Here is a 25545-nt window from a genome sequence, read left to right as displayed (position 1 = left end):
TCGCTTAATTATGGAGAAATTAGAATTTAAAGGTACACTTATCCCAATCGGAGGAAATGAAGACAAGGGAAGTGGACCTAATGAGATGTACACCCATGACTTTATTCAACAGGGCATTTTGGCAAATGTGGTTAAAGAAAGTGGTGGGAATAAGGCTCAGATAGTGGTGATTACAACGGCCTCAAGGATTCCAATTGAGGTAGGAGATAACTATTTACAGGCTTTTGGAACCCTCGGGTGTGAATCAATTCACATAATGGACATCAGATCGAGAGATGAAGCCCAAACAAGTAATAATCTGAAGCTAATCGAAAATGCTGATTGCCTCATGTTTTCCGGAGGCGACCAAAGTGAAATCGTAAAGCAAATAGGACAAACTAAAATGCATGAACTGCTTTTTAGAAAATTATATGAAAGTAATTTTGTTTTGGCGGGAACAAGTGCCGGAGCAATGTGCATGAGCCATGAGATGATATCTGGGGGATCCAGCCCCGATGCTTTGAGAAAAGGAAATCTAAAAATGAAAACTGGAATGGGATTTGTCACTCATGCGGTGATTGATTCACATTTTATCCAGCGGGGTCGATTTGGAAGATTAGCTGAAGCCATGGCCCAGTTCCCAAATTTGCTTGGTATAGGTTTGGCTGAAGATACCGCCATTATTATAAAAAAATCAAATGAGTGCCGGGTAATTGGCTCCGGAATGGTTATCCTTTTTGATGCAAAAAAACTTACTCACAATAAATTCAATATCCTGAAAAACGACACCCCCCTTTCCATTGCTAATTTAACGACTCATATTTTAGCAACCGGAGATCGTTTTAACCTGGGTGATGGATCAATTCAAATACTTACCCAGGAGGAAGCGCTTATGTTGGAATCAAAGGGAAACCTGACCTAAGGCTATTGCGCATCAATCTTTAATTCTTGTATGTATCTGCCGTTTGTGTTTTCTTCAGCATATAAAAAGACCCTGAAATTTCGTCCGTTGGTACTTGAGAATTGTGCAATTAAATAATTTGACTCATTTCCTTTGGAAACTCCTTTATGGAGTGGAGTACATGATTTTGGGGGATTTGCATCTAAAAATGACTTTAAGGCCTTTACTACATCTGTCTTGTCGAGATAGGATATTTTTCCATTCATACAAAATTCAACCCGCTCGTCCAACTGGGCTCCCAGAGCCACCAAATCACCACGCCCTAAAGCATCGAATGCAGGATGCTTTGTCTGAGCATGGACACTCATCACACATACCAACAAAATGACAGAAATTAAGTATTTCATATTGAGAGATTTACATTGAAAACATACCTGAAGAACTGATGGTTCCACTTCTTGGTTAAATTTATGGCTATTTCTATAAATAACATGCAACTTTAACTTTTAAAATGCTGTTTTGAAAAATATGAAAAAAGCAATGCTCATGATTCTTGATGGATGGGGAATTGGCCAAAATGACTTGGCAGATGCAATCCACGCAGCTCGTACCCCATACTATGATTTGCTGATTGATAAGTATCCCAACAGTAGTCTTGTCACCTATGGACCGGAAGTTGGTCTTCCGGATGGCCAATTTGGAAATTCTGAAGTTGGGCACTTAAATTTGGGAGCAGGAAGAGTTGTATATCAGGATTTAGGTTTGATTGACAAGGCCTTCAAATCAGGAGAAATGTCGACTAATTCTGAATTCTTGGATTTAATTTCCTATTGTGAAAAACATGACAAACCTTTACATATTATTGGATTGGTCTCTGATGGTGGAGTCCATAGTCATATAAATCATCTGTTTGGATTAATAGATTTGCTGGAGGCCACAAAGGTTAAGACAATTTCAATTCATGCGATTCTTGATGGAAGGGATACTGATCCTCATTCCGGAATTCACTTTATCGAAAAAACCACAAACTATTTACAAGGAAAAAGGTCAAGAATTGTAAGCATCATTGGAAGGTATTTTGCTATGGACCGAGACAAACGTTGGGAAAGAACGAAAAAAGCATATGATCTATATATTCATGGAATTGGGAAAAAGACCAATGATTTTTGCAAAGCCATCATTGCCAGTTACGAAACGGGTACTACAGATGAATTTCTCGATGCATATTGCTCAATAAATCCTGTGAAAATAAATAACGAAGACGCAGTATTGTGTTTTAACTTCAGGACAGACAGATTGCGGCAATTAACAGAAGCTTTGACACAAAATGATTTTCCTGAATTTGATATGTCTGCGCATTCTTTGCATTATGTCACCATGACTAACTACAAAGAAGAATATAAAAATATTAGAGTTCTCTTTGGAAAACAAGATATTTTAGAGACATTGGGTGAAACACTTTCAAGATATGGATTAACGCAATTGCGGATTGCAGAAACTGAAAAATATCCGCATGTCAGCTTCTTTTTTAATGGTGGTAAAGAAAGCAAATTTGTGGGTGAGAGGAGGATCCTGATCCCTTCACCCAAAGTAGCTACCTATGATCTTCAACCTGAGATGTCAGCATCTACCTTAACCCAATCCTTATTGGAAGACATTCAAAATAATCATCCTGATTTTATTTGTATTAATTTTGCCAACGCTGATATGGTAGGACATACAGGGGTTTATAATGCGGTTGTCAAGGCAATTGAATCAGTTGACAGTTGCCTTGAAAAAATTATACCTTTTGCTCAATTAAATAATTATGAAATTATCATACTGGCCGATCACGGAAATGCTGAGTTTATGATTAATACAGATGGGAGTCCAAACACCGCCCACACCATGAATCCTGTACCTTGCATATTAATTAGTAATAATAAAACTTTAAAATTAAAAAATGGAAAATTGGCTGATATTGCCCCTACTTTGTTAAATCTAATGGAACTCCCTGTTCCGGAAAAAATGACCGGTAATTCGCTAATTTAATTAAAGAAGATCTTCATGTTTTCAATATCCAGAAAACTTTATTATATACTGTATGTCTCCGTACTTTTTGGGGGCTCTTGTGCAAATATCAAAAATATTTCCGGTGGACCGGATGATAAAATTCCTCCGAAAATTTTAATTGAAAAGTCAACACCGAATTATAGCAAAAATTTCAATAGTAAAAAAATAATCATAACATTTGACGAGTGGATCACTCTAAACAACCCAACTCAAAATATCATTATCTCACCTCCAACGACATTTCCTCTAAAATACAAGTTAAATAAAAAATCTTTAGTAATAGAGCTAAATGAAAATGAAGTGTTGAAAGATTCAACTACCTACTCGATAAACCTTGGGGAAGCAATTAAAGACCTAACTGCCCAAAATCCTGCAACGAATATTAAATATGTATTTTCCACAGGAAATGTTATAGATTCTCTCCAAATTAAAGGTAGCGTACGCGACCCTAGAACTTCAAAGGGCCAGGATAAAGCCTTGGTTTTACTTCATAGCAATTTAAATGATTCTGCAGTAAGTAAACTTAAACCGGATTACTTCAGTTGGACAGATAAAGATGGAAATTTTACTTTAGATCATATTCGACATGGAACTTATAAGATCTTCACACTCCTGGACAAGAATCAAAATTATATTTATGACCAAACTGCTGAGTCTATTGGCTTCTTGAATGAGAATTTGCAACTAAGTGATACTTCAAATAATAATATCTTACTCTGGATCTCTCAAGAAAAATTACCCCTGACTATTAAAGATTTTAGAACGAGCCAAGGGAAAGGCGTATATATTTTTAACCGAAGTTCCGGTGATCTTAAGTTAAATATAAAAAACGTATCAAATAAATTTATATGGAATGCAAAAGACAGTCTGGTATTCTGGTATGAATCTGATACCAGTTCAATTGCAATCCTTCAATATGAAAACAAATTTGATACTGCAATTCTTAAATCTAGTTTGCAAAACCAAACAAAACTGCAAAAGGAAATACTTATTCCAACATCCCGCTTCATAAAACCAGGTCAGCCTTTAAGACTCTTAAGTAAGGAGGCCATAATTTATATTGACTCTTCAAAAATTAAAACACTACCTCCATCTAACTATACAATGACCTCAAATAAGGATGATCCACGAATTGTTGAAATAAATTTCAATTTCCACAACTTGACTGAGAATACAGTTGTACTGGATTCATTTCTTACAAGGAGCATAAATGGGTTATATAATTCAGCCGATACAATAAAATTAAATCTAATTAGTGAAAGTAGTTTGTCCAAAATAAAAGTTACATTAGAAAATTTGACTAAAAGCTCACAATACATTTTCCAGATTTTGGATAAAGAAAAAGTTCTTGCTGAACGTATCTTTGTAGCTGGGAATGAAAATGAAATTATAAATTTCAAATCTGTTGACCCAGGAAAGTATAATGCCAGGTTGATACTGGACTCCAATAATAACCAGGAGTGGGATCCGGTAAATTACATCAATAAAACGTACCCGGAAAAAATCTGGAACTGGCCATTGGAAGAGCTCAGACCTGACTGGGAAATTGAAGTTACATTTAATATTAAATAATGATTTTACGAACTGAAAACTTAATCAAGAAATATGGTAACCGGACCGTTGTCAATGGTGTAAACATTAATGTCCAACAGGGAGAAATTGTTGGCTTGCTTGGTCCAAATGGTGCAGGAAAAACCACCACATTTTATATGATTGTTGGATTCATCACACCTGATGTTGGAAAAGTGTTCCTGGATGATATGGATGTTACCAAGGAAGCAATGTATATAAGAGCTAGAAAAGGTCTTGGTTATCTGCCTCAGGAACCATCTGTATTTAGAAAATTAAGTGTAGAAAACAATATAAAAGCGATACTTGAGATGGGTAATCTATCTAAAGAAGAGCAACGTTCAAAATTGGAGAGTCTCATTGATGAATTTCAATTATCGAAAGTTAGAAAAAATCCCGGGGATTCCCTTTCAGGTGGTGAAAGACGTAGAACAGAAATTGCCAGAGCTCTTGCTTCAGATCCAAGTTTTATCCTTCTGGATGAACCATTTGCAGGAATTGATCCAATTGCCGTAGAAGATATACAAAGCATCGTCGCCACTCTGAAGGGAAAAAATATTGGTATCCTGATTACAGATCATAATGTTCAGGAAACTTTGTCTATAACAGATCGAGCATATCTTATTTTTGAAGGTAGAATTTTAAAAAGCGGTACCGCCGAAGAATTGGCCGCAGATGAAAATGTGCGAAGAGTTTATTTGGGGCAAAATTTTGAACTTAAAAAAAGAAAACCAGAACGTGAAGTACTTTAGTTTTTTTATAATCTTATTTTATTTATGTGCTTGTTCAGATGTAAATTCTGAATTAGAAAATCGTTCCTTTCATTTGGCCGATAGTATTTTTAATGCCCAAAATTTGGCTTATAATCAAGAAGCTGATTCTTTGTGTAAAATTTTAGAGGAAAAGGAACTGTCTTTTTTAGTGGACAGTATTATTGAAGTACGTCGGGTTGAAATAAAGTTATTGAGAAAACTATGAAGTACTTATTATTAACAATTCTAATTTTATTAAATTTCTCCTGCCAAAATCCAGATGGCAATAAACTCGATTCTTTGGTTCAATCAAAATTAAATGAAAGAAAAGAAAAATATTTCAAAGAAAAGTTAGATGTATGTAGAAGAAATTTGATGAGTATTAGTCAATCAAAAGTTGATTCGATTTTGAAAATGGAATCAAAAAAATCAAAATTTGACAGTATTTCTGTTCCCTACGATACTTTCAGACCCATCAAACCTGAAATTTCATTTCCTAAATTTAATAAACCGAATCGACCAAAAGGAGACACTCTGCTGCCTCCAGGCCAACAAGTTAACTAATGGATTTAAAACGATATTCCCGTTTAGTTTAGGCCAAACTTATTTTTATTCTTAGTGTTAATAATTGCCTCTAATTGCATTGTTTCAATTTTATAGATTTAAAACAATTGCATTATTAAAAATTCTTCTGCCTACTTAAAAAAGATTTTACTTTACTATGATGATAAATAAACATCAAATTAATTTTGAATAAAATTTTGAATTAGTCTAGGTGACAGACTTAATAAAAATTGGACATTGACTCCTTTTAGAATGCGGTATTGTTGGAACCAATATGGCTATAATATTGCCAAATATTGTTCTTTTACTTTACTTGTGAATTATTCAACCTGATTCTAATTCATGCTCAAGATCAACCTTCGACCCTTCTTTGATGCCTCGATTTAAGTAAATGGAGTGTATATTTGCTTTCTTGATTAAAAATTGCCCAATGGAAAAAATAAAAATAGGTATTACAAGTGGTGACATAAATAGTGTTAGTCTGGAGGTTATCTTAAAATCACTTTCTCAGGAAAGCATTTTTCAATATATAACGCCCGTAATTTACGGAAATATTAAAATTGCCTCTTATCATAAAAATATTGTCAATCTGGAAAACCTTTCCCTTAATGTGATTAATCCTGGAGAAAAACCGAAATCCGGAAGAATTAATGTAGTTAATAGTTGGACCGATAACGTTACCATTAACTTAGGAAAACCTTCAGTGGAAGGAGGTAAATTTGCAATGATGGCTTTAGATAATGCCCTGGAGGATTTGAAAAACGGAACTCTTGATGCATTGGTAACCGGCCCTATTCATAAATATTCAATGAAATTAGCTGGGTTTCCTTTTACAGGACATACAGATTATTTAAAAGATAAAACCAACTCAAAGGAGGTATTAATGATGATGGTCAGTGAAAAGCTTAAAGTAGGCCTTGTTACAGATCATCTTCCATTAAGCCAGGTCACCTCACAGATCACAAAGGAATTAATTAGTCGTAAAATCCAAATAATGGAGCAATCGCTGATTAAGGATTTTGGTATTGAAAAACCACATATTGCAGTTTTGGGACTTAATCCACATGCCGGTGAAGAAGGTATGTTGGGTTCTGAAGAGGAGGAAATAATCAGACCTGCAATTATTGAAGCTAAGAAGAGTGGTGTTTTTGTGGCCGGTCCATATTCTGCAGATGGATTTTTTGGGTCCGGGCATTTTGCAAAATTTGATGGCATACTTGCAATGTATCATGATCAGGGATTGATACCATTTAAAACTCTTTCTTTCCATGAGGGCGTAAATTTTACGGCTGGACTGCCCTTTGTAAGAACCTCTCCAGACCATGGAACTGCTTTTGATATTGCTGGCCGAAACGAGGCTGATTTCAAATCAATGTTTCATGCCATTGTAAAGGCTAAAGACATTGTGGCTTTAAGAAAGGGATATGTTGAAATGAGGCAGAATGTGTTAAGAAAAAGGCCAAAGCTGTCAGAAGAAATGAGCGAGTAGGTTAGTTCACTCTATTAACATTCGTCTAGGTTTGAGATTGGTTTACTTCGACCCCGACAACCTTGGCTTCGCAAAGATAAACACATATTTCTCATATTTAGTTTTTACCTATATATCTTTTTTCTTTTCAACTTGCCATTTTTGCTTGCTGACTTTTTAGTTTGGATTTCTTTCATGGTCGGTTTTACAGGCTCTTGAACAGTTAACTTTTCTTCAATGGGTATATATTCTTGGCCTTCAGCTTGAATGACTTCTTTGTCCAGCATATACAAATCATATTTTTCTATAGTTTGTATAAGTTTGACGGGATATGATGGATCTGTTGCATATCCACACTTTTTCAAACCATATGCCCAAGAATAGTAATCACTTTTTGATAGGCTGAAAAGACATTTATATCTGGATCTTTTGGTAAGAAATTCAGTATGGTCTTTGTAAGAATCTTCCGGAGATGGATACATTCTGAAACAAGAATGAGTTAAATTTCCAAGTGAATCACGATCATCATCTACATGTAAATAAGTCTCCCCATCCCAATTGGCTTTGCATTTTATTCCAAAATGATTGTTGGCATTTTTTGCCAATTCACTTCTACCAGATTGGGATTCCATAATTCCTTGTGCCATTTTTATAGAGGCCGGAATTCCACTTCTCTTCATCTCACTCATTGCCATGTCCTTATATTGATCCATATACCGCTCTTGAACACTAATGGGACGTGTATTTAAAAACAACAAGGACTGGATCAACACAACTAGTAAAAGACCAATACGATTCATAATCTGATTTTATCAAATGGTATCGGTTCTGGTAACACAAAAATAATACCAATTTTACAAATCAGAAGGGGGGTTTAATATATATAGTCTTTATTTATCAGCTAATTACAGGTTAAATAAATATTTAATGTATATTCGATTACCCTCTAAATGTTTAGCAAAATACCCGCATTTAAATTTTGGTAAATTTCTTTAAACCTTGCTTCCCGTTACTAAGGAAATATTTTAATAGATATTGGCCTGAGGCTAAATTAACTGGTAAGTGGATTTCCTCTCTCCTTGAATTCCGAATGAATGAGCTCACGACCATTCTACCCAAAGGATCCAAAATCTGATATTGAACAATTTCTGAATCATCAAGGGACTGATTGAAAAGTACCATAGCACCGTTGGTCGGGTTGGGGACTAATAAAAGGTCTGCTACCTGTGGATCTTCAACTGAGGTTATTAACTCATCAATCACTACATCATCTAGGACCACAATATCATTCTCTAATGATATTTCTCCACTAACCGGATCAATAGCCCCATTTAAGCAAAGATTGGTTATCTCAATTTGATGCGTACCAATTGGTATTTCCACCTGTATTTGATTTACATTTTGCACCTTCTCGGCTAATTGATAAAACACTACTCCAAGTGGTCCACCAGATCTGTCCTTGAAACTTACTCTTGTAAATGCTGCTAATTTTGGATTAAGACCCATTGAATCATAATTAACTGTACCTAATTTCTGAATTAGTTTAAACCTGAGAATTGGTTTGACAAGGGCGCCAATATCTGCACATAAATAGAGAGTTGATGTAAACTTTGGGTTCACTCGAATAAAAGTATTTGGATCAGTTGCACTTACCGGGATAAAATTACCTACTGAATTGAATACATCTGATCCGGTGGTTACAAAGGCCGATGAATTTAATACAGTTTGGGTATTTATGCCCACTCTTGAAAAGGAATCTGAAAAAATCTGCACTCGCGTTGAATCATACTTGCCATTAGAGAAACTTTCAACCTCGCCTTTACCTGTATAATCAATAAATACTATTTGAAAGTTGGTCTTATTATTAGTTAATACGGTGTCTTTTTGCCAAATCAATCTTGCTTCAACTTTTTTAATTCCAAGAAAATTTCTAGGAATAACCAATCCCTGATCCCGTAGAGTGCCATTTGGGTAAACTGAAGTTCGGTTTTTAAAATTATAAGCGACCAAACTATCACCAAACTTCAATTCAAGCATAAAGTCACTAAAGGCAGGCACCACTGAACAACCGGTGTAATTTGCAATGAGTGATCCGGTATAGCGAAGGTCACCTGTTGGACAAGCTGAACCAATAAGGCTGAGACGGTTGATGGAGAAGTCATGATCCGAATTATTTGGACTTCGTGAAACCAAGATATTGTATTTGTTGTTGCTTGTGTCACTGTCATTAAGGAGGTTGATAGAAACGGCTATTCTTGAGTTTCCTGGTTTGGTGATGACCGGATTCTGTGAAAAAGTATATACAATGTGGTCTCCCGGATTTAAATCCTGATTTAGTTTTAAAATTTCTTTTACCTCAGGTAAATTTTCCAACTTATAACTCAGTTCCAGTTCTTCCCCGGCAAGAATTTTTTGTGTACAGCTGTTGTTAACAATCCGTGACTCCAGCGTAAAGAGTCCGTCCTTGCAGGCCAATAACCCATTCCGGTCATTAAATATCTGAAGGTCATTATCAAGCGGACTGTTACCCAGTCCTACTGCTTTCCAGGCTTCTGCCACATTATTATACGCCGGCGAACAAATACCCCACCATGACGCTACCATTTTCATACATGCCTCTTTTGCTTCAAGGTAGGTAGACGTAGGAGTTAAATAATTGGTTAACAGGTTATATGCGACAATAATAGAGGTATCAAAACCCATTTTCTCTACAGCAAAATCTTTATTTAATTCATTCTTACCTGTTCCTCCATTACTCAATAGGTAAAACCAATAATTTAATACTCCGCTATTAGAATGTACGCCGCCGTTATCTGAAGAACCCGTAACCCAAAAACGCCCTTTATACAATTTTGGGTTGCTAAAACGGTTTGGATCTTCCATACTTCTCAATGCAGAATTAGGATTTACGGTGACTTTACCCCCTATTAGCCAATTAAAACTTTGTTGATCATAATAATACTCAACGGATTTACCAAAAATATCGCTAAAGGCTTCATTCATTGCACCTGACTCATAGAGGTACTCTAAACCTGCGGAAAATTGGGTAACGCCATGCGTTAATTCATGACCCACAACATCTAGTGCGGTAAAAGTTTTAAAGGTTTTGTTATCCCCTAATCCAAAATTTATTGTTCTAATGGTTCCATCCCAAAAAGCATTGTTATAGGCTCCTGAATCCAACAAGATTGCATTGATCTGCATATCATTTCCATCTACGCTGGCTCGGGACAACTTACTTTTATAAAAGTCATAAGTGCTTTGAGCGCCCCAGAATAAATCGAAAGCACCATTCTTTTGCTCTACAGACCCTGCTTCCCAAATGTTATCAGAATCTGAATATACTTTACCATTTACACTTTTAACTATAATCCCTTTCCCTCTAGATAGGTCCTTGGTTACAAAGTTATCTCCTTCTTTTTCGGTAAGTACTTCTCTTGAGCCGTGATACAATGTTTCCATGGTACCCTTTTCTCCAAAACAAGTCATTAATGTATTGAATTCATGGATTACTTCACCTGTATGAGCGTCGATGAAAAACTTCTTAAATTCCAATGGCTCGTAAGAATGAAGTTCAACCAGATAAGCCAATTTCATATCACCACCTGCAAACGGATAAAGAGAATTGATCACGACAAGTTGATTTATTGAATTCTCAGATTTATGTCCATCATTATGCAAATTAGCCAACGCTCCATTTGACATCTTGCCATGGGCTATTTTTGTTGCTTCAATACTAGAAATTGCTACCAACGGATTGAAATCAATTTCTGGAATTATAAGCCCTTGTGCATGGTCAATTTTATCTTTCTTCCCATGAAGGATATAATCTGCTCCATAGACCGGATAACCTTTGTAATATTGTTTATACCTGAAGTGACTCATTCCATATTGATCCCTTGTTTCTGCACTTAATTTCATAGTAGACTCCTGATTTAGGCCAAGGGTTTTTTCAAATATTTGAAAAAAATACTTTTGCTCAATATCATCACCTTGTGGTACCGTTATAGAGGACAAATAACCGTTTGTTGGGTTTCTGGCTATAATTGTGTTGGATGACTGAGCTTCTAACCCAAAAAACAAGAACATTGATAAACAAGAAAAAAATAATTTATTTGCCATTTTATAATTTTTTACAAAAATATAACTTTTATTGGGCTATTTGGTTTAATCTTAATTCCGGACTTTGGCAATTAACCAACTAATAATTCTATTTTAAAATTTGTCCAAAGCCCTTAAATTTCATTGCCGTTAAAATTTCTTTTCTGGCTAAGACATAATGCCACAGAACCCCGTCCTCCCAATTGGGGAAATTTTTCTATCCTGCAACTGCATGAAAGGACTGGTTTGAATCTATCAAAAATGGCATCCAAAATTTTCAAGATTAGATTTTCCAATAGTTCTTCCGGAATTTCCATAATTTCTGCAACCACCGAATAGACTTTTGTGTAATCAACCGTTTCATTAAGAGTTACTCTTTGTTTTGCTGGAAGCTCAATTGTTAATTTTAAATCAACTTTAAAAGTTTGTCTTACTTCTTTCTCCAAAGGGTAAACACCATGTCTGACATAAAATTCGAGTTGATTCAACTCAATAACAGAATCTATTGATTTAGCCATAGATCAAAAGTACATGGTCAAGTAATTAGGTTCTGCAATTTCATCCAATTATTTTATAAAACTACCAAACTGATTTCAAATTAAATAATATTATAATATGTACTATATTTACAGTTTTAATTGTAAGTAATATGGCACTGCAAAACAGTTATACCGAAGAAAACATCCGATCACTTGATTGGAAAGAACATATAAGACTTAGACCCGGGATGTACATCGGTAAGCTCGGAGATGGCAGTAGTATTGATGATGGAATTTACATCCTCTTAAAAGAAGTTATCGACAACTGCATTGATGAGTATGTTATGGGTTTTGGCAGGGAAGTAGACATTGAGATTACTGATGGTTTAGTGACCGTTAGAGACTATGGAAGAGGTATTCCATTAGGGAAAGTGATCGAATGCGTTTCACAAATAAATACCGGAGGAAAATACGATTCTAAAGCTTTTAAAAAATCCGTTGGATTAAACGGAGTTGGAACGAAAGCAGTTAATGCACTGTCTTCCTATTTTAAGGTTCAATCTGTTAGAGAAGGGAAATGTAAAGCAGCTGAATTTAGTTATGGTAATCTTACTAAAGATTATAATCTTAAATCAGTGGATGAGCCCAACGGAACAACCATTATTTTCAGACCTGATGAAAAAATTTTCACAAAATTCAGATTTATTCATGAATTCATTGAAAGCAGAATTTGGCATTATGCCTATTTGAATGCAGGATTGAGAATACATTATCTCAATAAAACATACGTTTCCAAAAACGGACTAAAGGATATGCTCGAGCGAAGAACAGATGGGGAAACTATCCACTATCCGTTGATTCACTTAAAAGGGGATGACATTGAAGTGGTTATTACACATGGGCTTCAATACGGTGAACAGTATTACAGCTTTGTGAATGGTCAGTATACTTCCCAGGGTGGTACTCACTTAAATTATTTTCGAGAAGCAATCGTTAAAACGGTTCGGGAATTTTATAAAAAAGATTTTGATGTTAAAGACATACATACAGGAATCATTGGAGCTGTTTCTGTTCGTATTGAGGAACCCGTTTTTGAATCTCAGACCAAAACAAAATTGGGATCTACGACCATTTCACCTGAAGGTGCATCCTTAAGGTCATTTATCATGGATTTCATCAGCAAGGAATTAAACAACTATCTGCATAAAACTCCAGATACTGCTAAAGAAATGCTGAGTAGAATTCTTCAATCCGAACGTGAACGAAAAGAAATAGCAGGAATTAAAAAACTGGCAAATCAAAGAGCCAAAAAAGCAAATCTTCACAATAAAAAACTTAGAGACTGCAGAGTACACCTCACAGATGCTAAAATGAAATCAGAAATCAGAGACAATTCCACCCTCTTTATCACAGAAGGTGATTCCGCAAGTGGATCTATTACAAAATCAAGAAACGTAGAATCTCAAGCGGTTTTTTCATTGCGAGGGAAACCTTTGAATTGTTTTGGAATGACAAAGAAAATTGTCTACGAAAATGAAGAACTTAATCTTCTGCAACATGCCTTGGACATAGAAGATGGTATAGAAAACTTAAGATTTAACAAAGTGGTGATTGCAACAGATGCAGACGTAGATGGAATGCATATTCGACTACTTTTACTGACCTTTTTTCTGCAGTTCTTTCCAGAGTTAGTAAGAAATGGACATCTGTTTATATTGGAAACTCCCCTTTTCAGGGTAAGAGATAAAAGACAAACATTTTATTGCTACTCAGAAAAAGAGAAGCAAGAGGCGATAAAAAACTTACGTGGAAAAGCAGAAATTACCCGATTTAAAGGATTAGGTGAAATTAGTCCGGAAGAGTTTGGAAACTTCATAGGGCCGGATATAAGATTGGAACCGGTTATCTTAAATGAGGACAGTCATATCGAAACCATTTTGGGATATTATATGGGGAAAAACACTCCGGAACGTCAGGATTTCATTATCGGAAATCTCAGGGTAGATATCGACCAGTTAAAACCGGATGAGATGGACACCTTAAATGTGGGTGCTGAAATCCAGGAAGAATTAGTCTCATAAAAAATCCAGTACATTTAATCTTAAAATTTACGTACTCGAAGTCATAAACCTGAATTTAATTCTCCTTAGCTTTGTCTGATGGAGGAGTATTTTAAACAATTCAGAAAAGGAATAATTGGAATTAATCAAATTATTCAGAGTCCTTTTTCAAACGAATTAAAACTATTATATGCAGATTGGACTGCAAGTGGCAGAATGTACAGTCCAATTGAAGAACATCTGAAGGAAAATATCTATCCTTTTGTAGCCAACACACATACTGAAACAAACAGTACCGGCAAAGCAATGACCGAAGCCTACCATCAAGCTTTACACATTATTAAAAAACATGTAAATGCATCATCAGAAGATTTGATTATTTCTTCATACTCCGGGATGACAGGGGTAGTGAACAAATTTCAACGGATACTAGGACTAAGGTTGCATGAAAAATTTAAAGACCAAATAAATTTAACTGAATCAGAAAGACCTGTTGTATTCATTACCCATATGGAACATCATTCCAATCAAACCAGTTGGTTAGAGACCATTGCGGATGTTGAAATAATCCAACCAGATTCAAATGGTTTAGTTGATCTTGAGTATTTCCAATTGCTTTTAGACAAATATAAATCCCGGAAAGTAAAATTTGCTGCCGTTACATCGTGCTCTAATGTTACTGGAATCTTTACTCCTTATCACAAAATAGCAGCTATGATCCATGCTGCCGGCGGTTATTGTTTTGTAGATTTTGCTTGCAGTGCCCCCTATGTTGAAATCAATATGCATCCCATTGAACCTGATGAATATCTTGATGCAATTTATTTCTCCCCGCATAAATTCTTGGGTGGCCCCGGATCAACAGGGATTATAATTTTCAATAAGAAATTATATCAAAATAAAATCCCCGATAACCCTGGAGGAGGAACGGTTGATTGGACCAATCCTTGGGGAGAGCATAAATATCTTGATGACATTGAATCAAGAGAAGATGGGGGAACACCTGCATTTCTTCAAACAATCAGAACCGCTTTATGCATTAAGCTAAAGGAAGAAATGGGTGTTCAAAACATAAAGAAAAGAGAACAGGAAATTGTAGATATGTTGTGGTCTGAATTAAATGGGATTGAAGGCTTCAATATTCTAGAAGCCAAACATAAAGATAGACTTTGTGTAGTCTCATTTTACATTGAAGGGCTTCATTACAACCTTGGGGTTAAAATGCTAAATGATCGATTCGGAATTCAAGTGAGGGGAGGTTGTTCCTGTGCAGGAACCTATGGCCATTATATTTTGAACATTGATAAGGAATATTCCAAAATAGTTACAGAAATGATCAACGCTGGTGACTATTCTTCTAAGGCTGGATGGATCAGATTATCTCTTCATCCCACTAATACAAATGAGGAAGTTAAATTCGTTATCAAATGTCTTAAAGAATTAAGTCAGCATCATTTAGAGTGGGCAAAAGATTATACACTTGATTTAAAACGAAATGAAATTTCATTTAAAGACCCAACTGAAGATCAATGGATAGGCCAAAAAGTGAAGGATTGGTTTAATCCAAAACACCTGTATTCAAAACAATGAATTAGTTTTTAGTATTATTCGCATATGCCATCGCAATAGCGGTAGCAGTTGAAATCATTTCTTCTTGATTGATTTCAACTCTTGGATTGCTAAAATTTAAATCACTGATTTTATTTAATGGGACCAAATGAATATGAGCGTGAGCAACCTCCAGCCCAATCACAGCTACACCAACTTTAATACATGGGACTACTGAAGCGATGGACTTTGCCAAATCCTTTGCAAAAAGATTCATTTCAATAAAAAGCCCTTCTTCGATATCAAAATAATAATCAATTTCAGTTTTTGGAACTACCAAAACATGGCCTTTTGTAAGAGGTTTCACATCAAGAAATGCAAAACAATTTTTAGTTTCAGCAACCTTGTAGCAGGGAATTTCACCAGCTATAATTCTTGAAAATATACTGGACATCAGGCAGTAATTTCCAAAATTTCTAAAACCATGGTTCCTCCGGGAGTTTCGATAGAAGCCTTGTCTCCCACCTTCTTCCCTAACAATCCTTGCCCTATGGGTGAGCTTGCAGATATCTTACTTGCTTTAATGTCGGACTCGGCCTCAGAAACTATTTTGTAAATAATTTCTTTATTCACTTTATGATTTAGTAAACGCACATTGGTCATTAAAACCACTTTTGATGTGTCTATAGAACTTTCGTCGATGATTCTCACATTCATCAACTTCTTTTCAAGCTCGTTGATTTTCAACTCAAGCATTCCTTGGGCATCCTTTGCAGCATGGTATTCTGCATTTTCAGATAAATCCCCTTTTTCCCTGGCTTCAGAAATCGCTTTTGCGACATCTTGCCGGCCAACGGTTTTAAGATGATCCAATTCAATCTTCATTCTATCGTACCCTTCCTGAGTTAAATAATTCAATGTTGTCATGAGGATTTTGTTTGCTAAATAAAAAACGAAAGAACGCCCCTCGTATAAGGAAACGTTCTTTAGCTGTATAAATAAGTTATTAGATAACGATTTAAAGTCTCGTTAAGTTTCCAATTAGATTTAAAAATTCAAGCCAAGCCCAATATTATGCGTCCCGGAAAACGGATTGGTTGGTCGGTAACCATAATCAACTGCAAGTATATTATTACCCTTCTTGTCCATAGGTATATTTATACTTACACCAGCGCCTAAACCCGTATAAGCACCATCTCCGGCGCCAGCGGCATCACCAATTTCATAAACATAGGAAGCCCTTACTCCAAAAATATCTTTTATCGTCAATTCAGCACCCGCACCAATAACATCCCGACCAAAAGAGTTTGAAGTAAAATTAGCCACAGGACTGACAGTCAATAGATTACTGAAAATAAAATCGTAAGACAAACCTAAGTGTAACAAAGATGGGAGCTCAAAATTTGACAATCGAACATCATAAGTCAAAGCAGTATTTTCAGGGCTTGTCAATTGCGTGGACAATCCTTCACCACCGAATCTCATTGGACTTCCAACATTTCGAATGGCAATTCCCAGGTGAAAATTATTTTCCGGACCGGTTACATATTGCACTCCACCATCAATGGCAAAGCCAAATGCACTTAGATCTTGAATACTTTCAGATACACCTCGCACTAAAATACCAACAGACACCTTCTCGCCAAAATTATGCGAATAACCAACTCCTAAGTTGAAAAAATTAGGGCTGTATGTAGCTCCTGTACCCTCTGGGGCTGTAGTGGTCGTCACTTTTATGTCACCAAAACTCAATGACATAAGCTCAATCCCTATGGCACCATTTTTTCCCACTTTAGTGGCATAACCAAATGAATTAACGGTCACCCCACTTGGAACAAGCCATCTGGTATGCCCGGCAAGAGCTTGAGAGTGTTTTATTCTTCCAAGTCCCGAGACATTTACCCTCAAAGCTTCAACACCCTTTACATAAGAAGCATTGAGACTATTCATGGCAGATCCTCTTGCCCATGGATTAATTAATAGTTCATAAGCACCTGCTTCTCCCTGCCTGTCAGGATTTCCGGCAAAAAGAACTTCCACCGTTAAAACAAGGAAGCTTAAAATCACATATGGTAAAAATTTATTCATATCGCTTTCTTTTTAATATTTATGAAGGCGAGAGTCTGCCTTTCAACAGACTCTCACTTAAAAATTTTATAATCCAGATGGGTCAAATTTTCTCGCTACACCAAACCATTTCACAATCCTCTCAGCACCCGTATCAGGTTGCCTGATGTAAATCAGATAAGCACCACTACTCACCGGAATACCTCTGAAATTAGTCAAATCCCACTCAATATCTGGCCCAATTTGTCTTTCTGTTATTCCTCTGCCACTTACAATTTTAACCGGCTTTTCATCACGGTTGTATTCTTTGATGAACTTCCCATCAATAGAATAAATGGTAACCTGACACTTCGGAGGAACGTTGGTTATTTTGACTACATTACTAAATTGTCCAGACTCGTAATTAGAGAATCCGTAGTAAGGATTCGGTACAACGTTAACGTCGTCCAAAGCATTTTCATATGCTTCTTTTGTTGAAACCAAATCAGCTTGTTTTCCTTCAATCTTAAACCGATATAAATTGTGACCAAAATTCTCATTGGTTCCATAAGAAACCTGGTATGGATTATCCACTCTTAATCTAAAAGTAACATCGTTTGGAATTAATCCTGTGGCTTCTTTACCTAACGGAAGTAAACTTGTCTTTTCAAACATTAAAGGCATGGTACACCAGGTAATTTCCCGGATGGCGAAACTCATGTTTGTATTTGTAGGATTAGATAATCTATTTCTAAGCGCAGTACATGAATCGTATTTTTGCTTGGTCACATAAATGTAATGGTGACCCCCAAATACAAGATTTAAGAATCCTTGAAGTCCACAATTGGCTTCTCTACTGTTGGCAAAAATTTGATCAGTAGGATTCCACATCAAGTCATTACCCACCCCTTTCTGATTTTTTAAACAAGGCTGAACCAGGGCATTTTCGTTGGAATAGAAAGAATTTTCTGCAAAGAAAATATTCAATCTTTTGCCGGTTTCTACATCCAAAGCATATCCCGGAAACCAACCCATACCTGTAAGTGGTTTTCCTGCATTGTCCAAAGCTCCATCCGGATCAGCATAACCATCACCGTCTGCATCATTTTTACCAACGGAAGGAAGCTGCTTTACCGCAAAGTTTTTAAGTCCGAAGGTGGGCTCAGTTTCTGAACCATTGTTAGAGTTCCAGGATTCAATGACCACACATCTAGACCACTTTGACTTGTCGGAAGTAAATACTATGTCCACATTATTTAAAGAATCTAACTTCATAATGGATGATACAATTGTCTTGTTGAATCCTCCCATCCAGGCAGGGGTAAAATTCAGCGTATCTCCCGTTACCATTCTATAAGGATACCAAGCCCCATTGATATTTCCATCTCCAAGATTTGAAAATTTTTCCTGGGGATCAAGATTATACAATGAATTAGGGCCTAAGGCAGTTTTGATGAAATCGGTAAATGGTCCATTGTTATCAGGTTGGGCTAAAAACCAAATAGTACCATTTGGATCCTTATATTCTTGCTCTAACCCCGACTCAATAATTCCATTCGTTCCAAGCGGATCACTGCCTGCATCACCGGTTTGAACGATACCAACAGAAATTCCAAGCTCTGCGATAATCTGCTCATTGAATTTTGTGATGGAGGAATTTGACTCTATAACTTTGGCAGGATCTGCCACATTTTTTAAACTCCAGGTTACAGGCTCGTCCAACTTTCCATTATTTGGAGAAGCGTCCACAAATTTTATTTCATACTCACCATTTTGTACTTTAATTGGATTAACCACTTTTATCTCTATTGGTCCGGAACCAGCCTGATATTCAATAACTCCATTGAAACTACCATTAAGAATTTTATCATGCATTCCGTCTGCCAATCTTAAAAAATTATTTCCTGTACCATGGCCGTCCAATCGTGTGATTGGTAATCCATCACCGTAAGTTGATTTTACCAATTCGTAAATTTGAGGTCTTGGTGTAGCTCCATAAGGTTTACCATCGCCGTTAGGTCCAACATTTAATCGGCCAAGACAATATTGAACTCTTTGACCGGTATTTTCTTTTGGATTAAAATCCTCATAATTATTATAACTGTAAGCAACTACAAGGAAGTAATACTTTTTGTGGTTGATCAAAGAATTATTTATTCCGGTAGCAAATGCATCATCCTTAACACTGAAACTGTGCCTTACCCCTTCATCCAATCCGGAAACTTTTTCCACCGGATAATAAACAATCGGGTGGGTAGTACTTGGATTTGGATTTTTTATTCCATCCCAGTTATAAACCTTTTTAATTTTATTCTTAACGTCTACAGTAAATATCTCTCTGACCAAAGATGGATCGTTCAACGATTTATCTGAAAGAGAAACATCCGGACCGGACATTTGAAAAACCCTGTATCCTTCAAACCTGTACAACCCATCTCTCCCCGGTGGAACACCAAAACCGGCTTCTTCGTGGGCTTCGTTAAAATTATTAGAACTTGGATCATTGCTTAACAGAATGATAATCTCCTGATCCAATTCCACAAAGTCAACATCAGGTGCTGTAGGACCATCTTTTAACTTAAAGCAATTATCAAAAAGATCCTGGCATAATTGGTCTGCTTTCAATAATTCATCCAGACTTGGACAAGGATAAACCTGATCAGGGACCCAAGGGACCCCAATAATCAATTCATTTACAGCACCAGTTTGTAACACAAGCGGACCGGATGCCTGAATGGTACGTCGATCGCCTTCTCCGGCACCGCTACCTCCATTTGTGGTACACATACTCCAGCCAGATTGATTACTTGGTGCTCCTGGGAAGGCATATCGGGTTGAATTAGTACTTCCGGGATTGTATCCATTCCCTCCTACAGTGAGGGGAGAGCCATCTTTCCACCTTCCAGTAATATAATTGTAATATTCCTGAGAAGTGGTCGGATCAGTTGTATTAGGTGGCGGATTCCCTCCCAAGCCTAGACCATTGTAATACATAAAATAGGACATCCCTAACTCGTTACCATTTTCATCCAAAGGGCCTCTAAAATAATCTACCCCAAGAATTGGAATGTTGTTACAATAAGTATTTACATTTTGATCACAGGTACATCCATTGCTTCCATCGGATGCATCAATGTTATAGATATACATGAGGTCTCTTTGTCTGAAGGCAGAATCCTTGGCTCTGAATACTAAAGTAGTATCACATCCAACATAATCATCGCTGTAACAACCGAGATCCGGATCTATCCACATCGCAAAATAACAATCTCTTATATCCTGTGGTGCTCGATTGATCAATTTATACCTTTGGAAGGTCATATCATTCAATTCGTCTGCAGTTCTAAAGGCAAATGTCTGTACCTGAACCTCCATGCGTATAGGATCTCCCTGGGTATTGGTGTGAATACCGCCTGCATCGTTGTAAATCCAAAATATCATTTCGTCAGGAAAAATTCCAAGTGGACATCCTCGAATGTCAATGATTGGATATTCACCCATTTGCGGATCATAGGTCCCACTGGAATTCAGGTCATCAAACAAAGCAAGGCCCTGTCTGGCATCCGGTAATTTAAAGCCATATCTTGCTTCAAAGTAGGGATTTCCCTTTGCAGGCCAATAAAGTATATCAAGTGGAATTTCTGAACGATTTAACTCAGACCTTCCTTCCTTTTTGGCAGTTGCCCATGCCTTCTTCAGCTTAGTTATATTATCCCCTGAAACTTTAAAAAACTGATCCCAATTTTTGCAATCTTCCGTACAGGTTTCACCACTTTCCATCAATGGTCCTGGCCAGCAATCATTTTGGGTTGCCCTACGATAAGTTTGACCCATGAATTTCAATGCACCTGCCGGATCGTATCCTCCGACCCAAACTCCCCCTGCAAATATGGAAGAAACTTCAAGCTTGCCAGATCCTGCTTCGATCTTGGGAACGATGTATCTTCCTCTAGTCAAATCCCACCATACATCCCCGCCATTTAGTAGCCTGGCGCGCACGTTGTTGATCTCCTGATCAATTTGTTTAGTTGCGGGTGCGCAGGAACCATTTCTGGTTTGAAGAGATTTACTCTTCAAAGGTGGTTTTTGCAAATTTTTAGGGATGTGCGCAAAAACCTGGACGCTAAGCAAGAGCGATATTATAGAAATTAAAAATTTATTATTCATGTCGAATGATTTCAATAATGATTAAATTAAAATTCAAAAATGGCTCCTATATAAATCCTCCTAGGCAAAGTATAAAAGTCAGGATTCAATAAAGCCCAATTGTAGGAATCAATAAAATACTGAAGATTTTCCTGGCCATAAGTTTGTACAGCAGAATTAATGTCATTAGCACCCCTGCCGGAAGATAAATATCCATCATCAGCTGCATCAGAAGATCCCCGGTACAAACCAATCACATTTTTTGTGTTCAACAAGTTTTGAACTCTGCAGTAAACATTTAAAAATAACGGATGTTTGGCATCAGTCTTAGTCAATTGAATGTATTTATCTGCACGAAAATCTATGTTGAAATTCCAAGGTAATCTGGCACCATTTATAGAACCTCTGTACCCAGAGCCGTCATATCTTACCACATTCAAACCCGGTGAATAAGGTCTTCCTGAAGCGGTAACCAAAAGTAGGTTAACCCCTGTATTGGCTAGGATATCAAGACCACCGATTCTGGGACCGTTGTACTGTTTGCCGGAAGCATACCTGTAATCCGCACTAAATGAGAATCGATGTCTCTCATCGTAATTAAAAGGAAATATATTTCTGATATTGATACCTTTTCCGGTCAAACCTTCCTGAGATCGTGCATCAGATCCTGTTCCGTCTGCAAATTGCAAAGTATAAGCCGCATTGAATTCAAAATTATTAACTCTTCTTAAATCATAAGTGAAATTGAATCCTTTCACTGTTCCAAAGTCGAGATTTCTAAATGTGTTATAGGTTCCTACTGTAGCAACTTTACTCAGCGTAGTAATCTGAATCATATCCCTCAACTCGTTGTAGTAAGCTGAAAACACCACAGAGGATGAATTGGTAATTTTTTGTTGAAATCCAACTTCATAGTCCACTTTTCTCGATGGTCTAAGATTTCCATTGGCACTTGGAGTTCTTCCGTTTATATCCCAGTAGTAATAAGAAAGAGGAGATACAAAATTATCGGAAGTAGGTCTTTGAACCAAGATATCATAATGAGCAAAAAAGTTGGCATCATCTGAAATTGGGAAAGAGAATGCGATACGAGGCATCCAGTTGATCTGTGGCTTATAATCTTCAAAGGATTCATCGACCTTAAAATACTGACCACGTATGTCTCTGAGAGTGTCTGCAGGTTGAATATAAGCCGGATAGACAAGGTTGTTATCTCCGAAAATGGCCAAAGAGTTATTTGCCGGGGTACCATTGGCAAAATACCACTGGTCACCATCACGATAGGCCTTTACATCAGGGGCACCTTGGTCAACCAGGTAAACACTGAACTCATCTCCAATAGTGGAAGGTTTTGGTGAGCCCTTCTGATCGTGAAAGGATTTTGCACCAAGGATTCCATAAAGACTGTATGGGTCTTTTAAGACTTTGGTGTTGGCATCATAGTAATCTACTCGACCTCCAACCCTGAAGATAATATCCTTGTAAGTAAATTTATCCTGAAGATAGCCTGCTGCATATATTGGAGAAAATGGAGCAACGGCAAATGACTGCCTTCCATTAGCGTCCCGTTTAAAGAAGTCTTCAAACTTCACATTCCCTTTTAATTTGTTGCCCAGATAATCAAAGCCACTGAATCCAACAGCACTTTGCTCCGTCAATTCCGCGGCTGAAAACATATCCAGGGATAAATCTGAAGGTCTAAACCGATCCACATCCGCAAATAGATATTGAGATGAATCTAATGAGATGTTGGCAAATTGAAGTGCCCTGATTGATTTATAAAACTTCGACTCATCCTTAAGTTCGATTAATGTTCTAAAATAAGGAACTTCAACAGAATCTTGAATCTGTGGGTTAAATACTTTTGTATACCCTATAATTACATTACTATCTACACCACTTTTAATGTGACCATTCTGCAATAATCGTGCATATCTCCAGAGATTATAAGGTATCACAGTGTAGTTTCTGTTTATGCTTTGTTCCAACAGTATTCCGAACTGAATGTTATGTCTTCCTTTTTTAGAACCACCCGGTATAAAATCAAAACCACTGGTTATTTGTGCAGAATAAAGGTCGTTGTCAAATTTACTGTATCGATTGTAAACGCTGCCCACATTGGTGTGAATCCCACCCCAAGTATCATAAAAAGATGAACTTACATTTCCATTAAATGCTGGATAAGACTGAATATTAGCAGTATCCCGAATAGGTATTTTATTATAATTAGCAAATGCTGAATTGATTTCACCAGGCGTATACTTAACCACTCTATCGAGGTATCCATCATTTATCAAATTGTCATTAAATGTCGGTATCCATTCTCGTTGAAACTGACCCACGAAGCCATAATCAAAGAAATTATCCTTGTGGCGAAAATCCTGACTTAGCCCGGTTCTGTTCTGATACCCTAATTGAATGGTATAGTAAGCATTTTGTATGACGGATATTTTCTTGTTTTGCTCAGCATTGGCAAGTGCCTCAGGAGATAAGTCAGCCAATCTTCCTAATCGGTGTCTAAATCTTAAGTTAGCTCTGTAGGTATTATTTTGATTGGTAGGATTATTCACCCAATTCAGCAAGCGCCAGTTACCACCTCCTATGATATCGTCTCCAGGAACAAAACGATCACTCACATCTGAATAAGTTCCTGAAAGGGTTAAATCAATGTTCTGACTAGGCTTAATATCCAGTTTTCCTGTTACATCATAAGCAGTATTCTCATCATTCAGATTGTACTTCTTAAATTCAACATCATCTCCTTCTTTCAAAAAGAAGGCATTGGTTACAGGATTTCCCTTAAAAGAAATGACAGGATCCTGAGAGAGTCGATCAATCGTACTTTCTTTTGCAAAATAATCGCCAAACGCAGGAGGATCATCATCTTTCAATCTGGTATATTGACCAGACAAGCGAAAACCAAGAATGGAGCGATTGTTCTTTTTATAAATTGGACCGCTGATGTTTCCACTTAAAAATGTGTAACCATATGGGTCAAGGTAGTTAGAAGTTTCTCCTTCAATAGATCCGGCAAATTCTGAAGATGGGCCTTTTGTTGTCAAAGCAATAATCCCACCGGTAACATCCCCGTATTGCGGTTCAAGTCCCCCTTTAATAACCGTTACTTGTTCAATATCAACAGCGGATGGCGCTCTTCCTGTGATCCTAACCCCATCCAAAAAATAAACTGTTCCATCTGTTCGGGCTCCTCTGATCGATACATCTCCTCCATCCACACTGGATACACCTGATACAGTAGAGGCAATGGCATTAATGTTACGTGTCCCAAGCGTTTTGATGTCTTCCGCAGTGATGGTTTGATCACTGGTAGTTTTGTCTGTTTCAATAATTGGCACTTTATAGGCCTTTACTTCTACAGCTTCCAATTGAACTCCAGAAGCAATGCTAAAATCCAGCTTGTTAACTTTTCCACTATTTACCTGGACTCTTTCAATTTTTTGGGTGTTTCCCGCGTAGCTTGCTTCCACGTTATAGTTGCCGGGATCTAAGATTATACTGTAGTTCCCGTCAAAATCGGTTATTACACCCTGGTAAAGGTCCTTTCCCTTAAATACCTTAACAGCTGCATTAATTAGGGGTTCTCCTGTTTCTCTGTCTTTGACTGTTCCTTCAAGTTTGGTTTGGGCCATAAGTACTGGACCTAACGCGAAGAATGTCAGTAAAATGAATAGTAGTCTTAGCTTCATGTGGTTAGAAGTTGTTTTGTTTGTACAAAAAGTCTGCAATGTTAAGTATTTCTTAAGTTTTTTCAAAAGAACCCATTTTAACAAGGGGTCCTGAAAATATAAGAAATACCCACAGAAGTAACCATCATCGGAGCATATCTTATTGTTAGTTAATATTTTACGCATGATGTAAA

Annotated in this window: 17 protein-coding genes; 8 read left to right on the top strand and 9 right to left on the bottom strand. The window is 36.9% G+C overall.

Annotation, left to right across the window (positions count from 1 at the left end; translation table 11 throughout):
* Window positions 1-10 precede the first annotated feature (10 nt).
* Window positions 11-901, top strand: a complete 891-nt coding sequence (locus IPJ53_02940; GenBank protein MBK7798046.1) for a cyanophycinase — start codon at window positions 11-13, stop codon at window positions 899-901.
* A gap of 2 nt (window positions 902-903) precedes the next feature.
* Here IPJ53_02940 and IPJ53_02935 read toward each other — a convergent pair whose 3' ends face one another.
* Window positions 904-1287, bottom strand: coding sequence for a DUF4783 domain-containing protein (locus tag IPJ53_02935; protein MBK7798045.1), 384 nt, complete (start codon window positions 1285-1287; stop codon window positions 904-906).
* Window positions 1288-1408: 121 nt separating this feature from the next.
* Between IPJ53_02935 and IPJ53_02930 the strand changes: the two genes are divergently transcribed.
* The 5 genes from IPJ53_02930 (at window position 1409) to pdxA (ending at window position 7306) form a co-directional block, all read left to right on the top strand.
* On the top strand, window positions 1409-2911 hold the full coding sequence (locus IPJ53_02930) for a 2,3-bisphosphoglycerate-independent phosphoglycerate mutase (GenBank protein ID MBK7798044.1): 1503 nt from the start codon (window positions 1409-1411) through the stop codon (window positions 2909-2911).
* A 15-nt stretch (window positions 2912-2926) separates the two neighbouring features.
* Window positions 2927-4504 (top strand): Ig-like domain-containing protein, encoded by a 1578-nt coding sequence (locus IPJ53_02925; protein ID MBK7798043.1) that lies wholly within the window; start codon window positions 2927-2929, stop codon window positions 4502-4504.
* Entirely contained in the window at window positions 4504-5253 is a 750-nt protein-coding gene (gene lptB, locus IPJ53_02920) for an LPS export ABC transporter ATP-binding protein (protein MBK7798042.1), read from the top strand. Before IPJ53_02925 ends, lptB begins: the two co-directional genes overlap by 1 nt.
* Window positions 5254-5475: 222 nt before the next feature.
* Window positions 5476-5817: a hypothetical protein gene (locus IPJ53_02915; protein ID MBK7798041.1), complete on the top strand. Its 342-nt coding sequence runs from the start codon at window positions 5476-5478 to the stop codon at window positions 5815-5817.
* 430 nt (window positions 5818-6247) lie between these two features.
* Window positions 6248-7306, top strand: a complete 1059-nt coding sequence (gene pdxA / locus IPJ53_02910) for a 4-hydroxythreonine-4-phosphate dehydrogenase PdxA (protein ID MBK7798040.1) — start codon at window positions 6248-6250, stop codon at window positions 7304-7306.
* Between the two features lie 104 nt (window positions 7307-7410).
* On the opposite strand, the gene IPJ53_02905 is transcribed toward pdxA, so the two are convergent.
* The 3 genes from IPJ53_02905 to IPJ53_02895 all read right to left on the bottom strand — a co-directional run bounded on the left by IPJ53_02905 (window position 7411) and on the right by IPJ53_02895 (window position 11904).
* Window positions 7411-8085, bottom strand: a complete 675-nt coding sequence (locus IPJ53_02905) for a glucosaminidase domain-containing protein (GenBank protein ID MBK7798039.1) — start codon at window positions 8083-8085, stop codon at window positions 7411-7413.
* A gap of 172 nt (window positions 8086-8257) precedes the next feature.
* Complete coding sequence (locus tag IPJ53_02900; protein MBK7798038.1) at window positions 8258-11407, bottom strand: M4 family metallopeptidase; 3150 nt, start codon at window positions 11405-11407, stop codon at window positions 8258-8260.
* Between the two features lie 113 nt (window positions 11408-11520).
* The gene (locus tag IPJ53_02895; GenBank protein MBK7798037.1) at window positions 11521-11904 is read right to left on the bottom strand and encodes a dihydroneopterin aldolase; all 384 of its coding nucleotides are present in this window, start codon (window positions 11902-11904) and stop codon (window positions 11521-11523) included.
* 131 nt (window positions 11905-12035) lie between these two features.
* Here IPJ53_02895 and IPJ53_02890 point away from each other — a divergent pair, with 131 nt between their 5' ends.
* Together IPJ53_02890 and IPJ53_02885 are read left to right on the top strand one after the other, a co-directional pair.
* Window positions 12036-13946: a type IIA DNA topoisomerase subunit B gene (locus IPJ53_02890; GenBank protein MBK7798036.1), complete on the top strand. Its 1911-nt coding sequence runs from the start codon at window positions 12036-12038 to the stop codon at window positions 13944-13946.
* A 78-nt stretch (window positions 13947-14024) separates the two neighbouring features.
* Entirely contained in the window at window positions 14025-15515 is a 1491-nt protein-coding gene (locus IPJ53_02885; protein ID MBK7798035.1) for an aminotransferase class V-fold PLP-dependent enzyme, read from the top strand.
* Window position 15516: 1 nt separating this feature from the next.
* On the opposite strand, the gene IPJ53_02880 is transcribed toward IPJ53_02885, so the two are convergent.
* The 5 genes from IPJ53_02880 to IPJ53_02860 form a co-directional block, all read right to left on the bottom strand.
* Window positions 15517-15927, bottom strand: a complete 411-nt coding sequence (locus tag IPJ53_02880) for an HIT family protein (GenBank protein MBK7798034.1) — start codon at window positions 15925-15927, stop codon at window positions 15517-15519.
* Entirely contained in the window at window positions 15927-16400 is a 474-nt protein-coding gene (gene greA, locus IPJ53_02875) for a transcription elongation factor GreA (protein ID MBK7798033.1), read from the bottom strand. The genes IPJ53_02880 and greA overlap by 1 nt, the downstream gene beginning before the upstream one ends.
* A 120-nt stretch (window positions 16401-16520) precedes the next feature.
* Window positions 16521-17561 (bottom strand): PorV/PorQ family protein, encoded by a 1041-nt coding sequence (locus IPJ53_02870; GenBank protein ID MBK7798032.1) that lies wholly within the window; start codon window positions 17559-17561, stop codon window positions 16521-16523.
* A 66-nt stretch (window positions 17562-17627) separates the two neighbouring features.
* Window positions 17628-21686 carry a hypothetical protein gene (locus IPJ53_02865; GenBank protein ID MBK7798031.1) on the bottom strand — a complete coding sequence of 1353 codons (4059 nt, stop codon included), beginning with the start codon at window positions 21684-21686 and terminating at the stop codon, window positions 17628-17630.
* Between the two features lie 26 nt (window positions 21687-21712).
* Window positions 21713-25537, bottom strand: coding sequence for a TonB-dependent receptor (locus IPJ53_02860; GenBank protein ID MBK7798030.1), 3825 nt, complete (start codon window positions 25535-25537; stop codon window positions 21713-21715).
* Between the last annotated feature and the right edge of the window lie 8 nt (window positions 25538-25545).

Source organism: Candidatus Vicinibacter affinis, from assembly GCA_016714365.1.
Classification (GTDB): Bacteria; Bacteroidota; Bacteroidia; order Chitinophagales; family Saprospiraceae; genus Vicinibacter; species Vicinibacter affinis.
Note: the sequence above shows the minus strand (reverse complement) of the source record. Positions and strands in the feature narration are given on the sequence as shown.